The organism is Streptomyces sp. NPDC003036, assembly GCF_040611175.1.
In the GTDB taxonomy this organism is placed as follows: domain Bacteria; phylum Actinomycetota; class Actinomycetes; order Streptomycetales; family Streptomycetaceae; genus Streptomyces.
On sequence record NZ_JBEXNO010000004.1, the window covers coordinates 1 to 14,617 of the forward strand.

A 14,617-nucleotide genomic window follows, 5' to 3' on the forward strand; every position below is an offset into this window, starting at 1 on the left:
TTCTGTGGTGGGTGGGGGGGGGTCTTACTTAAAACGACTGAACTCGCGCGAAGCGCGGTGAACGAGAGTCCGACCACCCCCCACCGGAACCCCCGGCACCCGACCTGTGCCCACCGGGCAGCAAGCACCGCGCAGCGGCCAGGTCCACCGGGCACGAGCCCTGGGCAGCGAACCGCGCCCACGGCGCAAAGCCCCGCGCAGCGGCGCAGCGGCGCCCCCCTCAGGGTTACGCCGCCGCGTCGAAGCCGGTGTCGTGGGCCATGCGCTTCAGTTCCAGCAGCGCGTGCTTCTCGATCTGGCGGATGCGCTCACGCGTGAGGCCGTGCTCCTTGCCGACCTCCGTGAGAGTGCGCTCGCGGCCGTCCTCGATGCCGTACCGCATCCGGATGATCGAGGCCGTGCGGTGGTCGAGCTTGTCGATCAGGTCGTCGAGCTCCTCGCTGCGCAGCAGCGTCAGCACCGACTGCTCGGGCGACACCGCCGACGTGTCCTCCAGCAGGTCGCCGAACTGGGTCTCGCCCGCGTCGTCGACCGACATGTTCAGCGAGACGGGGTCGCGCGCCCAGTCGAGGACGTCGGTGATGCGCTCCGCCGAGGACCCGAGCTCCTCGGCGATCTCGGCGGGCTCCGGGTCGCGGCCGTGCTCGCGGTTGAACTCGCGCTGCACGCGGCGGATGCGGCCCAGCTCCTCCACCAGGTGGACGGGGAGCCGGATCGTGCGCGACTGGTCGGCGATCGAGCGGGTGATGGCCTGGCGGATCCACCACGTCGCGTACGTCGAGAACTTGAAGCCCTTGGTGTAGTCGAACTTCTCCACCGCCCGCACCAGGCCCGCGTTGCCCTCCTGGATCAGGTCGAGCAGCGGCAGGCCGCTGCGCGGGTAGCGCCGGGCGACCGCGACGACGAGCCGCAGGTTGGACCGGATGAAGACGTCCTTGGCCCGCTCCCCCTCGGCGACCAGCGCCTCCAGCTCCTCACGGGTCGCTCCGCCCGCCTTACTCTCCACCTCGCCGTCGAGGATCTGCTGGGCGTACACGCCCGCCTCGATGGTCTGGGAGAGCTCGACCTCCTTCGCGGCGTCGAGCAGGGGCGTGCGCGCGATCTCGTCCAGGTACATGCCGACCAGGTCGCGGTCGGCGATCTCCCCGCCCACGGCGCGAGCACTGCTGCCCCGGTCGGTGCCGGTCGCGGCGGAACGGGTCGCGGCCGACTGACGTTGGGCGACGGCACGGGTTGCCATGCGAGCTCCCTTGCTGAGTAGGTGTCGCGACACCCTTCCGGGTGCCCTGCATCCGACGGAAACAACGACCGGAATCAGGACAGAATTCCCATGACACCCACCGATTTTCGCGATCTTGCAGTATCCTCTCGGGCCACCAGGGGAGGGCTGATGCCGCGAGCACGGACGGATCTGCAGGTCAGAGCGGGGGCGGAGGCCGACATCGGCGCCCTCACGGACATCTACAACCACTACATCCGTGAGACGGCCATCACATTCGACACGGCGCCCTTCACCCCCGAACAGCGCCTTCCGTGGCTGCGTTCCCACCCTGAAGACGGCCCGCACCGGCTTCTGGTTGCCCACGAAGGCGATCACCGGCTCGGGTACGCGACCTCCGGCCCGTTCCGACCGAAGGCCGCGTACTCCACCTCCGTCGAGGTCAGCGTCTACCTGGCCCCGGAGGCCGCCGGGCGCGGCATCGGCACCCTGCTGTACGAGCGCCTCTTCGACGCCCTCGCGGGCGAGGACGTCCACCGCGCCTACGCGGGCATCACGGTCCCGAACGACGCGTCGGTCCGGCTCCACGCCCGCTTCGGCTTCCGCCACACCGGGACCTTCACCCAGGTGGGGCGGAAGCTGGGGCGGTACTGGGACGTCGCCTGGTACGAGAAGGAGCTGAGCGGGACAGACGGCTAGGCGACGCTGTTGAACTTGCTCCCCTCGCCCGCGTACAGCGTGGTCGTCTGCCGGCTGAACGGGGCCGTCGCCGAGCCGGTCGAACGGTAGACGTACGTGCCGTTCGTGCCGTAGGCGATCAGGTCGGGGCGGCCATCGCCGGTGACGTCGCCGGCGCCGACGAGCTGGGAGAAGGCGTTCCAGCCGCTGCCGATCCTGACGCGGGCGGCGAAGCCGCCCGTGCCGTTGCCCTGGTAGAGCCACAGCACGCCGGCGGTGTCGCGGGCGATGAGGTCGCCGGCCGCGCTGCCCGCGATGTCGCCGACGGCGGTGATCTGGTTGTAGATCTGCCAGCCGCCGCCGATCTTGGTGCGGGTGGCGAAGGGGGCGGTCGCGCTGCCCGTGCCCTTGTAGAGCCACAGGACGCCGGAGGTGTCGGTGGCGAAGAGATCGGCGCGGCCGTCGCCGGTGACGTCGCTGCCGCCGGTGAGCTTGTTGTAGATCTGCCAGCCGGTGCCGACCTTGGCGCGGGTCGTGAAGGTGCCGTCGCCCTTGCCCGTGTACAGCCACAGGACGCCCGAGGTGTCGCGGGCGACGAGGTCGCCCACGGGGCTGCCGGCGAGGTTGCCCGTGGCCTCGATCTGGTTGTAGACCTGCCAGCCGGAACCGACCCTCGTCCGCTGGGCGGGGGTGATCTGGCCGCCGCTCGACGGCCAGTCGAAGAGGTCGTCCCGCCACAGCACGCCGGAGGCGTCCCGCGCGAGGACGTCCGTCGAGCCGTTGTCGTTGAAGTCGTGCGGGTTGGCCTGGCGCGTGACCTCGAAGCTCCCGGCGGCGGTCGCCGGGGCGCCGGTGCCGTCGGCCGGGGTGGCGGTCATCTGCCAGGTGTAGGCGCCGTTCGGGGCGCTGATGCCGTCCAGGAGGCCGTCCCAGACGTACGCGAAGCGCTTGTCGGCGACCGGCTGGGTCAGGCGCTGGGTGCGCTTCTTGCCGGTGGCCGTGTGCGTGAGCGTGACGTCCACGGTGGCGTCGGCGCGGGAGAGGGTCCACTCCATCGGGACCGTGGTGCCCGGCGTCTCCAGGTTCACCGCGGTGGGAACCTTCGAGCCCATCACGGTGACGGGCAGGACCCGGCCCGTGTCCGCGACGAGCGTGGCGGTCGGGCGGCCGTCGTCCCCGGGCCAGATCCGGAACAGCCCGTCCGCCTCGGCCGTGGCGCCGCGCACGAGGTAGCCGCCGTCCGGCGCCTGGGCCACGCTGGAGAAGTGCTCCAGGAGCTTGTACGGCGCGGCCGTGGAGCTCTTGACGTTCCGGGCGTACAGCGGGCTCGGCGTCTCACCGGCCGCCGCCGCCTTGCCCGGGACGCCGTAGAGCAGGGTGTCCCCGAGGACGCCGGCGATGACGGCGCCGCTCATGGAGCTGTCCATGGAGTACGTCCGGTGGACGTACTGCCCCTCCACGCGGAGCGTGGTGACCCCGCTGCGGTACTCGACCCACGTCTCGTAGTCGGCGCTGTAGGCACCCGTCGAGGCGTGGGTCCACAGGGCGGTGTTCGCGCCGCTGCCCTCCTTGACGGTCGAGTCGGGGTTGACGTTCCTGCGCGTCATCCAGAACTCGGTCTTGCGGGTCGCCGGGCTCGGGAACACCCGGTTGCTGCTGAGGAGGAGCATGGCGTCGCTCGTGGAGGCGATGACCTTGAAGTCGAGGCCGTAGGGGCCGCCCTGGCGCAGGGTCTTCCTGGCGACGCCGTCGACCGGGGTGAGCTGCCACAGCTCGTGGTAGTCCTGGTTGCCGGTCGGAACCCTCACGAAGAGGTTCGCGCCGACCACGCCGACGAGCTTCGCGCCGGGCTTGAACTCGGCCGCCAGGTCGAAGGACGCGTACAGGGTGCCGCCGTCCTTCATGTCCCGCAGGTAGACCGTGCTGCCGCCGTCGCTGGTCACGACGATGTCGGAATTGCTGCCGTGGCCCACGGTGCCCGTATCGATCGGCAGCACCGCGCCGTCGGCGTACCGGTGCCATTCCAGGACCGGATTGCCGGCGTCGTCCTTGCGGGACGTGAGGTAGCCGGTGTCGCCCGTGCTGACGATCTCGGCGTCGAGCGGCAGGTTCGCCCCGGTCACGGCCGCGGTGGTGGCCCCGGCCTGGGCGGCGGCCACGGGAGCGGCCACGGCCCCCGGCGAGGCGAGGACGCCGGCACCGACCGTCACGGCGAGGACGGTGGCGACGGAGGCGCCGAGCCGGCGGCGGGTGGTGCGTACGGAAGACAAGTAAGTCCCTCCTGATGAGCGAGCGGCACGCACATCAGTGCGCACGTATCACTCAGACACGCGAAAAGGGAGGGTGGTTGCACACGTTGCTCGTTTTTGCTACCCGAACTGGAGCGAACGCTTCGCCAGGCCCATCCAGAACCCCTCCACGACGCTCCGCCCGGAGGCCAGGTCCGCCGTCGCGTCCGCCGCGCCCAGCGTGACGAACAACGGGGCGAAGTGCTCGGTGCGCGGATGCGCGAGCTTCCCGGCCGGGGACGTGCGCTCGAAGTCGAGCAGCGCGTCCACGTCGCCGGATTCCAGGGCCAGCCGCCCCCACTCGTCGAACTCCGCCGACCAGCCGGGCACGCCCTGGTGCCGCAGCGCCGCCAGGTTGTGCGTGAAGAACCCGCTCCCGACGATCAGTACGCCCTCGTCGCGCAGCGGCGCCAGCTTGCGCCCGATGTCCATCAGCGCCGCCGGGTCGAGCGTCGGCATCGAGATCTGGAGTACGGGGATGTCGGCGTCCGGGTACATCTCGACGAGCGGTACGTACGCCCCGTGGTCCAGGCCCCGGTCGGGGATGTCCTGTACGGGCGTACCGGGCCCGCGCAGCAGGGCGCGGACGGCCTCGGCGAGGTGCGGCGCGCCGGGTGCGGCGTACCGCACCCGGTAGTAGTGCGCGGGGAAGCCCCAGAAGTCGTACACGAGCGGCACGGTCGTGGTGGCGCCGAGGGCGAGCGGGGCCTCCTCCCAGTGGGCGGAGACGACGAGGATCGCGGTGGGCCGGGGCAGGGCGGCCGACCAGGCGGCGAGCTCGCCGGGCCAGACGGGATCGTCGGCGAGCGGGGGCGCGCCGTGGGAGAGGTAGAGGGCGGGCATCCGGGTCATGACGGTCGACTCCCGGGTCGATGGTTCCGACACTACGCGCAGCCGGTACGCGACAGCAGTACTTGAAAGTTAAATCTCTACGGATTCCGACCGTAACAGCTATCTAGTTCAACTTTCAAGAGACGTAGAGTGGGATGCATGAGCGATCACGACGGCCCGCGCTGGCTCAGCGACGACGAGCAGCGCGTCTGGCGCGCCTACCTGCACGCCACCACGCTGCTCGAGGACCACCTCGACCGCCAGCTCCAGCGCGACGCCGGCATGCCGCACATCTACTACGGCCTCCTCGTCCAGCTCTCCCAGGCGCCCCGCCGCCGGATGCGCATGACCGAGCTCGCCAAGGGGGCCAAGATCACCCGCTCCCGCCTCTCGCACGCGATCGCACGCCTGGAGAAGAGCGGCTGGGTACGCCGCGAGGAGTGCCCCTCCGACAAGCGGGGACAGAACGCCTACCTGACGGACGAGGGGTACGAGGTCCTCAAGCGCAGCGCCCCCGGCCATGTCGCCGCCGTACGGCAGGCCATCTTCGACCGGCTCAGCCCCGAGCAGATCGAGCAGCTCGGCGAGATCATGCGGCTGATGGCGGAGGGGCTCCAGCCCTCGGAGCCGGGCGCCGACCTGCCCTGGCTGCGCTAGCGGGCCAGCCGCTAGGAGGCGAACAGCACCCCCGCGTACGCCGCCACCGCCACCAGCACCCACGCCGCGAGGCCCAGCGCCGCCACCCGGGCGCCCGTCCGCGCGAGGCTCGGGAGGTGGACCGCGCTGCCGAGGGCGAAGAGGGCGGCGGTGAGCAGCAGTTCCTGGGCCGTTCCGGCGGCCGCGAGGACGGGCGCGGGGACCAGGCCCGTCGTACGCAGCGCCACCATGGCGAGGAACCCGGCGACGAAGAGCGGCACGAGCGGCGGGCGTGCCAGGTCGGCAGGCCCGGCGGGCCGGCCGCGGTGGCGGGACGCCACGACCAGGGCCGCCACCAGCGGGGCCAGCAGCGCGACCCGCATGAGTTTGACCAGGACGGCCTCGCCGAGGGCGGCCGGACCGGCGGTCTGCGCGGCGGCCACCACCTGGCCCACGTCGTGCACCCCGGCGCCGACCCACCGCCCGAACTGCTCGTCCGTCAGGCCCAAGGGCCCCTGGAGCAGCGGCAGTACGCCGATGGCGAGCGTCCCGCACAGCGTCACCACCGCGACGGAGGCGGCGGCGTCGTCCTCGTCGCTGTCGCGCACGGCGCCCACCGCACCGATCGCGGAGGCCCCGCAGATCGCGTACCCGGCGGCGATGAGCAGCGGCTGGTCGCCGGGGAGCCGCAGCCGGCGCCCCAGCCACCACGTGCCGCCGAAGGTGGCGGCCACGACGGCGAGCACCATCGCGACCGTGCGCCAGCCGAGGCCCAGCACGTCGGCGAGGCTCAGCTTCAGCCCGAGCAGCACGACCCCGAGCCGCATCAGCCGCCTGGCGGCCAGGCCCAGCCCCGGACGGCACCGGCCCCGGCCCCGTACGGCGCTGCGCAGCCCCGGGGTGTGGGCGGCGGCGACGCCCAGGACGACCGCGGCGGTGAGCATCGGCACGGAGGGCAGGGCGCGGTGCGCCAGCCACGCGGCACCGGTTCCCCCGGCGGCGAGCGCGAGCCCGGGCAGCGGCCGCAGCGGCCCGGCGGCCAGGGCTTGTCTTCCGGATGCCGTCCGCGCGCCGAGGAGGGTCATCACGCGTCCGCCGGCAGCCGGTACACGCGCCGGATGCTGGTGGAGAGGCGCGTGACGTCGGCGCCGTACGCATGCAGGGACACGGCGGTCTCGGTGCCGCCGTTCCGTACGAGGTGGATGTCGCCGGGGGGCGCGAGCGCGGCGACCGTGCCCCGCGCGTTGACCACGTCCTCGGTGGCGACCAGCCGCGCCGCGTCGCCGTCCGGCACGAGCCGGTAGCGACGCTCGTGCTCCTCGCCCTGGTGCACGCCGGTCACGCACCACGCCACGTGGTCGTGGACCGGAGTGGCCTGGCCGGGCAGCCAGACGAGGGAGACGAGCGAGAAGGAGCCGTCGGGCTCGGCGTGCAGCACGTGCTGGCGGTAGCGGGCGGGGTCACCCTCGCACTGGGCGGCGGTGAGCAGGTCCGGCGCGCCGAGGTGCGGGGCGAGGCGCTCGGCCACGAGCCGGGCCGTCGGCCCGGGCGGCAGGCCCCGGCCCACGGTCGCGCGCACCTCGCCGACGAGCGTCCGCAGACGGGCGGTGGCCGTCGGTTCCAGCGAAGCGATGGAGGGGGTGGTCATGGCGGGAGCGTCCGACCGGCGGGCCGGCTCCGTCCAAGGAGAGTTCGTTGGCGGGCCCCCAACGCCCGCTTATGGACGGCGACTTCAGCAGCCGACCTTCGCCTCCGCCACCGCGACGATCGCCTCCAGCGCCAGCGACGTGGCCGGGATCCGCAGGTGGTCGCGGAGGACGTACGCGTACACCTGGCGGCGGGTGTGCGGTTCGACCATCCGGCCGGTGACCTTCGTGTGGCACAGGAACGACAGCACCAGCGCCGGGACCAGCGCGACGCCGACGCCCGCCGCCACCAGGCTCTGCATCACCAGGTTGTCGTCCGTCGTGCAGGCGATGTCCGGGGTGAAGCCCTCCTCGGCGCAGACGTGCAGGAAGTTCGCGCGGCAGCGGGCGCAGCCGGCGATCCACCGCTCGTGCCGCAGGTCGCCGACGTGGACGGCGCGGCGGCGGGCCAGGGGGTGGCCGGCGGGCAGGAGCACCGTGAGCGGGTCCTCCAGCAGCTTGTACTCGGCGAGTTCGTCCGGGACCTCGACGCGCAGGCCGGGATAGCTGAAGGCCAGCGTGATGTCGCACTCGCCCCGCGCGGCCATCCGCAGCGACTCCGGCGGCTCCGCCTCCACCAACTCGACCCGGAGGCCCGGGTGTTCGTCCGCCATCCGGGCCATCGCCTCGGGCAGGATCGTCGCCCCGGCGCTGGGGAAGGCGCAGACCCGTACGCGCCCGGAGCGCAGGCGGGCGATGGCGTCGATCTGCTCCTGCGCGGCCGCGAGGCTGTCGAGGATGGTGCCGGTGTGGCGGGTGAGGGCCTGGCCCGCCTCGGTGAGGCGCAGGCCGCGGCCGACGCGGGTGAACAGCGGCGTGCCGACGTCCCGCTCCAGCGCCTTCATCTGCTGGCTGACGGCCGGCTGCGTGTAGCCGAGGGCGCGGGCGGCGGCGGTGTACGAACCGGTGCGGACGACCTCGTGGAAGGTCTTGATGTACCGGGAATCGAACACGCTCGAAAGCATAAGGAGAAATTGGGTCCCGGAAAGGACGTTTCCCGGCCGTTCACAGGTCTCTTCGAGGCCACTCCCACGCCACCCGAAAGGCCGCGTTTCCGCAACCCGGAGAGGCCCGCGCCCCTCACCCGTCCGCGCAAAAACCCACGTTCGGGCCACCCGGCGCGCGCCCGCGACCCGCCCGGCCCAGGCTGTTCGGACAGGAGCGCAGCGCGGATCCGGCCGCCTGCCGCGGACACCGAAGGCGACCAGCACCTATGGAGCGGACGCGCCGGCGGATACGCAGACCGGTCGCCCTTGGGGCGGCCACCACGCTCGCCCTCGCCACGCTGGCCACGGCGAGCTCGACCCTCCCGGATTCCTCCCGCGCCTCCGCGGGCCCCGTCGCCGCCGAGAACGCCGGTGACGAGCTCGCCGCCCTCGGCCCGTGCCGGATCCCGGCCACCGTGGGCGTACAGATGTCGGAGGGCATCCCCACCCCGCCCGGTTATGCCCCCTCCACCGGTGAGGTGCGCGCCCTCAACCTGATGATCGACTTCCCGGACGCGCCCGGTGAGGGCCCGGCGATGGAGCGGTACGCCGAGTTCTTCCCGCAGACCTCCGACTGGTTCCGCGTCAGCTCGTACGGACGGCTCGTCTACCGTCCCGAGGCGCCCCTCCCCGACTGGCTGCGGATGCCGATGCCGTTCGCCGAGTACGGCATAGAGCGCGGTTCGCCGTACGAGCCGGGCTACCGCAAGCTCGTCGAGGACATCGTGGAGGCCGCCGACCCGAAGGTCGACTTCAGCGCGTACGACCTGGTCAACATCCTGGTCACGCCGAACGCGGGCCCCTCCGCCCTCGACACCGTCCTGTCCGTCACCTTCTCCGGCAACACCGAGGCCCCGCACGCGGACGGCACCCCGCTCGCCCACACGTCCTTCGTCTACAGCCGCCAGGACGACGGCTCCGGCACGTACCACGAGACGGGCTACCGCGTCCTGCCGCACGAGAACGGCCACGTCTTCGGCCTGCCCGACCTCTACACGGCCGACGGCGGCGGCGCGGTCGGGCACTGGGACATCATGTCCGAGGACTGGGGCGCCAACAACGACCTGCTGGGCTGGCACAAGTGGAAGCTGGGCTGGCTCGGAAACGACCAGGTGCGGTGCGCCGCGTCCCCCGGCAGCCGCGTCTACGACCTCGCCCCGCTCGCCACCCGCGGCGACGGCACCAAGCTCGCGGTCATACCCCTGACGGAGGAGACGGGGTACGCGGTCGAGGTCCGCACCCGGGAGGGCAACGACGAGGCGGTCTGCGAGCCGGGGGTCCTCATCTACCACGTACGGTCCGACGTGAACACCGGCGAGGGCCCGGTCACCGTCCTGGACAGCGACCGCGACAGCGGCGGCTGCACGCGCCGCCCCAACGTGCACGCGGAGCTGTCGGACGCGCCCTTCCGGCCGGGCGAGTCCTTCGTCGACCGCGAGAACGGCGTACGGATCACGGTGCTGGCCGAGAACCGCCGCTCCGGCACCTACCGGATCCGCGTCACGCGCTCGGGAACCTCGTCCTGAGCTCCCGCTTGAGCACCTTCCCCGTGGCGTTGCGCGGCAGCGGCCCGTCCTGCACCAGGACGTGGGCGGGCACCTTGAAGGCGGCGAGGCTCCGCGCCGCGTGCGCCCGCAGCTCCTCGACAGCCGCCGGGGTCCCCTCCCGGAGCCGGACCACGGCCGCGACCTCCTCGCCGAGGACGGGGTGCGGGACGCCGAGCACCGCCGCCTCCAGCACGTCGGGGTGGGTGTAGAGCGCGGCCTCGACCTCGACGCAGTACACGTTCTCGCCGCCGCGGATGACCATGTCCTTGAGTCGGTCGACGACGCTGACCCGCCCGTCGTGGACCGTCGCCAGGTCGCCGGTGCGGAACCAGCCGTCGTCCGTGAACGCCTCGGCCGTCGCCTTGTCGTCGCCCCAGTACCCGCGCACCAGGGTCTGGCCGCGCAGCCACAGCTCGCCGACCTCGCCGTCGGGCAGCGGCCGCCCGTCCGGGCCCGCGACGCGCACCTCGGTGACGGGGGTCGGCCGCCCGGCGCCGCCGGGGAAGCTGCGGTACTCGTCGCCGTACGTGGCGAGGACGCCGCCGCTGGTCTCGGTGAGGCCGTAGCCGTTGCGGGGCTCGACGCCGCCGGGGCAGCGGGCGACCAGGCTGGGCGGGGCGGCGGAGCCGCCGGTGTTGAGGTGCGTGAGGGGGCCGAGTCCCTTCCCGCTCTCCTCCGCCGCGTCGAGCAGTTGCAGGGCGGTCGCCGGGACCCCGGCGTAGTGCGTGACCCCGTGCTCGTGGATCAGCTCCAGGGCCTTGGCCGCGTCCCACTTCCGCATGAGCACCAGGGTGCCGCCGGTCGCCATGGCGGAGTAGAACGCCGTGAACGCCGCGACGTGGAAGAAGGGGAACGTCATCAGCGTCACGGGCGCCGGCCCCAGCCCCGGCACCTCGCCGCGCCGCAGCGCGGCGTCCGCCGCCTGGTAGCGCGGGTTCATCGCGGCCCCGGCCTGGGCGAGGTGTGTGGCGACCGCGCCCTTGGGGCGGCCGGTGGTGCCGGAGGTGTAGATGATGGTGGCGTCGTCCTCGGGCCGGACCTCCACGTCCGGCGGTCCGAGCGCCGGGTCGGGCGCGGGCAGGTCCTCGTACCGCTCGAAACCCTGCTCCGCCTCGCCGTGGAAGACGACCCCGCGCACGCCCGCCGCCCGCGCCCACTCCCGTACGCGCGCGACCCGCTCCCCGTCGACCAGCAGCACGCGCGGCCGGCAGTCGTCGAGGGCGTACGCGAACTCCTCCTCGGTCCACCAGGCGTTCATCGGTACGGCGACGAGGCCCGCCAGCTGCGCCGCCCAGAAGGCGATCTGCCACTCGGGGTGGTTGCGCATCGCGACGACGGCACGGTCGCCGCGGCGCAGCCCGTACTCCTCGGTGAGCCGCCGGGCGAGCGCGCAGGCGGCCGCGAAGAACTCGGCGTACGTGTAGCTCCGGCTCTCGGCGACGAGGAACGGCCGCTCGCCGTGGGCCCAGGTGGTCTCGGCGAACTCGCGCAGGGTGCGCGGCCCGGCGGCGTACACGAGCCGGCCGTCCTGGTCCGCCGTGACGGCGAAGGGCGCGCCGGGCGCGGTCAACGCCGTCACGGCGGTCAACGCGGTCGCCAGGCCGTCCGTGGACCGATCGGGGTGCGGCACCCTCGCCCTCCTAAGCGCTTGCTCACCTGCTGCGGGCGACGCTATGCGGGAGCGCACCGCCCCGTCAAGCAAGTGCTTGTAGGTACCACTCATTTTCGGCCTGCTCGGCATACAGGTGCCGGTTCTCCACCGCGCCGAGCGCCCGCAGCCCCTCGGCGACCGCCGCGTGGCTGCCGCGCCCGTCCGCGAACCGCCGGTTGCGGTCGCGGTCACGCGTCGTGCCGTCCAGGCTCACGCCGACGCGTACGTCGCGCCGGAGCATTTGACAGCGAGTGCCGCTCCGCTCGCGCACGCGATAAGTCGGCTTGCGCCCCGGAACGCCGTGCGGAACACGGGCTGCGGCACGGATCGCGGACGCGCAAGGCGGACATCCAGCCACTCGGGCACCCGCCGCTCACGCGTCCGCACCCGCCGCTCCAAGGTCCTGACGGCCCGTGAGTGCTGGTGTTCCGGGGCGGAACAGCGGCCGTACGGATCCGGCCAACCTCGCAATTCTTGGCCATCTCGGCAGCGCGGTGATCGTTGATGGGCAACCATCGAGAAGCGGCCGCGGGGCGGGTTGCCAGCACCTTGACACCCCTGAACCGCTGTCGCTAGTTTCCTGCCGACCGATGAGACCTTTTCCATAACAGGAACTTCGGGGGCGTGCAGAACGGGGGGAACGTTCCTGCAGCGCACTCCGAGACCTCTTTTTCCACCACATCTGGGGCGACCGCCTTCGGCCCACAGCCCTGTCCCTCGTCCCGGACAGCCCGAGACGCACTGTTCGTGAAACACACGCAGGTTCGCCGAGGGAGCACCCATGACACCACCACCGTCCACCAGCGAGCCCACGGCCCCGACGCCCTGGTGGAATCCCCAACGGCCGTCCGGGATGCCGGTCCACCGCTACCGGCGGCCCGCCGCACCGGAGTTGACCGGGCCCCCTTCCCGCACCTGGCTCGACAACCCCCCGGACCGCGCCCCCCTGTGGAGCTCGGTGGACCTGCGCGACGGCAACCAGGCCCTGGCGAACCCGATGGACCCCCGGCGCAAGCGGGCGATGTTCGACCTGTTGGTCCGCATGGGGTTCAAGGACATCGAGATCGGTTACCCCTCGGCGAGCGAGGACGACTTCGCGTTCGTACGCCGGCTCGTCACCGGTGACGACTTACCCGACGACGTCACGATCACGGTCTTCACCCCCGCCCGCCCCGACCTCATCGACCGCACCTTCGAGGCCGTACGCGGCGCCGACCGCGCCGTGGTGCACCTCTGCCACGCGACGGCGTGCCTGTGGCGGGACGTCGTCTTCCGGATGACGCCGTCCGACGTGCTGGCGCTGGCGCGGGAGAGCGCCCTGCGGATGGTGCGCCTCGCCGACCGCGCCGACGGGGACATCCGGTTCGAGTACTCACCGGAGACCTTCAACGTCACCGAGCCCGCGTTCGCGCTGGAGATCGCGAACACCGTCGCCGAGATCGTCGACGCGTCGCCCGAGCGGCCGCTGACCCTCAACCTGCCGAGCACGGTGGAGACGCACGCGCCGCACGTCTTCGCCGACCAGATCGCGTGGATGCACCGCAACCTCGACCGGCGCGACGGCATCATCCTCTCCGTCCACCCGCACAACGACCGGGGCACGGCCGTGGCCGCCGCCGAGTACGCGCTGGCGGCCGGGGCCGACCGGGTCGAGGGCACGCTGTTCGGCAACGGCGAGCGGACCGGCAACGTCTGCCTGGTCACCCTGGCGCTGAACCTCCTCAGCCGCGGCGTCGACCCGCAGCTCGACCTGTCCGACATCCCAGCGATCCGCGCCGTCGTCGAGGAGTGCAACGAGATGCCGGTACCGGCCCGCCACCCCTACGCCGGCGACCTCGTCTTCACCGCCTTCTCCGGCACCCACCAGGACGCCATCGCCAAGGGACTCGCCCACCTGGAGGCCCGGGCCGCCGAGACCGGGACACCGGCCCGCGACCTGCCCTGGGAAGTGCCCTACCTGCCGATCGACCCCCGGGACATCGGCCGCGGCTACGAGCCGGTCATCCGCGTCAACAGCCAGTCCGGCAAGGGCGGTATCGCGCACGTCCTGCGCACCGGGTGGGGGCTCGACCTGCCCGCCGGGCTGCGGGCCGACTTCGCCGGGGTGATCCAGCGGGTCACCGACGTGACCGGGGCCGAGGTGGCGCCGGACCGGATCTGGGACACCTTCCGCGCCGAGTACGGCGACATCGGCGCCTGGGCCCCCTTCGCGGCACGTGACGCCGACGGCGGCGGCAGCGACGACACCGACGGCGATCCGATCGGCGCGCTGCTCGCAGCGGTCCGCGCCCGCGGGGTGCGCGCCGAGGCGGACCGGCTCGTCCACGGCGAGGCCGGGCCCGCCACCGGCGCCGCGCACGCCTGCTACGCCCGGGTGCTCGTGGAGCACCGCCCGGTGTGGGGCGTGGGCCTGGGCGCCACCGCGCACGCCGCCGCCGTCCGTGCGGTGCTGGCCGCGCTGCACCGCGCCGGCGCCCGCACCGACGACACGGCGCCGGTGCCGCACCTGGCCGGGCCCCGGGAGGGAGCCCGATGAGCGACCCGACGTGGGAGGCGCGGTCGGCGCCGTCGTCGTACGTCGAGCTGGAACCCGGGCGGTTCCGCGAGGACGACGGGCTGTCCTACGAGGACTACGTCGTGGGCCACGTCTTCGAGCACCGGCCCGGGCGCACGATCACCGCGACCGACAACATCTGGAGCTCGCTGCTCTGCCTCAACCAGCACCCGCTCCACATCGACGAGGTCTACGCCGCCGAGACCCCGTTCAAGAAGCTGCTGGTCTCCAGCCTGGTCACCTTCGGGATCGTCAACGGGATGACGGTGAAGACCATCAGCCAGAAGGCCGTCGCCAACCTCGGCTGGGACAGGGTCCGGCTCACCGCCCCCGTGTTCGTCGGGGACACGCTCTACGCCGAGACCACGATCACCGGGAAGCGCCTCTCCGCCGGCCGGCCGGGCGAGGGCGTCGTCACCGTCCACACGGTGGGCCGCAACCAGGACGGGGTCCAGGTCATCGCGTTCGACCGCACCCTCCTGGCCCCCCTGCGCAACCCGGGCAACCCGGTCACCGACCCTCAGCTCTGAGACAGGAGACGC

General features: G+C 72.8%; 13 protein-coding genes. 5 read left to right on the forward strand and 8 right to left on the reverse strand.

What is annotated here, in order from left to right; translation table 11 throughout:
* Nucleotides 1–226: 226 nt before the first annotated feature.
* On the reverse strand, nucleotides 227–1,240 hold the full coding sequence (locus ABZX67_RS04075; RefSeq protein ID WP_355354134.1) for a sigma-70 family RNA polymerase sigma factor: 1,014 nt from the start codon (nucleotides 1,238–1,240) through the stop codon (nucleotides 227–229).
* A gap of 150 nt (nucleotides 1,241–1,390) precedes the next feature.
* Between ABZX67_RS04075 and ABZX67_RS04080 the strand changes: the two genes are divergently transcribed.
* The gene (locus tag ABZX67_RS04080; RefSeq protein ID WP_355354137.1) at nucleotides 1,391–1,918 is read left to right on the forward strand and encodes an N-acetyltransferase family protein; all 528 of its coding nucleotides are present in this window, start codon (nucleotides 1,391–1,393) and stop codon (nucleotides 1,916–1,918) included.
* Here ABZX67_RS04080 and ABZX67_RS04085 read toward each other — a convergent pair.
* Both ABZX67_RS04085 and ABZX67_RS04090 read right to left on the reverse strand, forming a co-directional pair.
* Nucleotides 1,915–4,167 (reverse strand): VCBS repeat-containing protein, encoded by a 2,253-nt coding sequence (locus ABZX67_RS04085; protein WP_355354140.1) that lies wholly within the window; start codon nucleotides 4,165–4,167, stop codon nucleotides 1,915–1,917. The genes ABZX67_RS04080 and ABZX67_RS04085 overlap by 4 nt on opposite strands.
* Before the next feature lie 99 nt (nucleotides 4,168–4,266).
* Nucleotides 4,267–5,037, reverse strand: a complete 771-nt coding sequence (locus tag ABZX67_RS04090; RefSeq protein ID WP_355354143.1) for a class III extradiol ring-cleavage dioxygenase — start codon at nucleotides 5,035–5,037, stop codon at nucleotides 4,267–4,269.
* Between the two features lie 138 nt (nucleotides 5,038–5,175).
* On the opposite strand from ABZX67_RS04090, the gene ABZX67_RS04095 reads away from it, so the two are divergent.
* Nucleotides 5,176–5,673 carry a MarR family transcriptional regulator gene (locus ABZX67_RS04095; protein ID WP_355354146.1) on the forward strand — a complete coding sequence of 166 codons (498 nt, stop codon included), beginning with the start codon at nucleotides 5,176–5,178 and terminating at the stop codon, nucleotides 5,671–5,673.
* Between the two features lie 11 nt (nucleotides 5,674–5,684).
* Here ABZX67_RS04095 and ABZX67_RS04100 read toward each other — a convergent pair whose 3' ends face one another.
* The 3 genes from ABZX67_RS04100 to ABZX67_RS04110 form a co-directional block, all read right to left on the reverse strand.
* Entirely contained in the window at nucleotides 5,685–6,737 is a 1,053-nt protein-coding gene (locus ABZX67_RS04100; RefSeq protein ID WP_355354149.1) for a putative sulfate exporter family transporter, read from the reverse strand.
* Nucleotides 6,737–7,300: a cysteine dioxygenase family protein gene (locus tag ABZX67_RS04105; RefSeq protein WP_355354152.1), complete on the reverse strand. Its 564-nt coding sequence runs from the start codon at nucleotides 7,298–7,300 to the stop codon at nucleotides 6,737–6,739. The genes ABZX67_RS04100 and ABZX67_RS04105 overlap by 1 nt, the downstream gene beginning before the upstream one ends.
* An 84-nt stretch (nucleotides 7,301–7,384) precedes the next feature.
* Entirely contained in the window at nucleotides 7,385–8,290 is a 906-nt protein-coding gene (locus tag ABZX67_RS04110; protein ID WP_355354155.1) for a LysR family transcriptional regulator, read from the reverse strand.
* Nucleotides 8,291–8,550: 260 nt separating this feature from the next.
* On the opposite strand from ABZX67_RS04110, the gene ABZX67_RS04115 reads away from it, so the two are divergent.
* Nucleotides 8,551–9,849, forward strand: coding sequence for a M6 family metalloprotease domain-containing protein (locus ABZX67_RS04115; RefSeq protein ID WP_355354158.1), 1,299 nt, complete (start codon nucleotides 8,551–8,553; stop codon nucleotides 9,847–9,849).
* Here ABZX67_RS04115 and ABZX67_RS04120 read toward each other — a convergent pair.
* Nucleotides 9,824–11,500, reverse strand: a complete 1,677-nt coding sequence (locus tag ABZX67_RS04120) for a class I adenylate-forming enzyme family protein (protein ID WP_355354161.1) — start codon at nucleotides 11,498–11,500, stop codon at nucleotides 9,824–9,826. The genes ABZX67_RS04115 and ABZX67_RS04120 overlap by 26 nt on opposite strands.
* A gap of 64 nt (nucleotides 11,501–11,564) precedes the next feature.
* A complete protein-coding gene (locus tag ABZX67_RS04125) occupies nucleotides 11,565–11,762 on the reverse strand; it encodes a hypothetical protein (RefSeq protein ID WP_355354164.1) in 198 nt (65 codons plus the stop codon).
* Nucleotides 11,763–12,302: 540 nt separating this feature from the next.
* Here ABZX67_RS04125 and ABZX67_RS04130 point away from each other — a divergent pair.
* Nucleotides 12,303–14,057, forward strand: a complete 1,755-nt coding sequence (locus ABZX67_RS04130; RefSeq protein ID WP_355354167.1) for a 2-isopropylmalate synthase — start codon at nucleotides 12,303–12,305, stop codon at nucleotides 14,055–14,057.
* Nucleotides 14,054–14,605 (forward strand): MaoC family dehydratase, encoded by a 552-nt coding sequence (locus ABZX67_RS04135; protein WP_355354170.1) that lies wholly within the window; start codon nucleotides 14,054–14,056, stop codon nucleotides 14,603–14,605. Before ABZX67_RS04130 ends, ABZX67_RS04135 begins: the two co-directional genes overlap by 4 nt.
* Nucleotides 14,606–14,617: the final 12 nt, after the last annotated feature.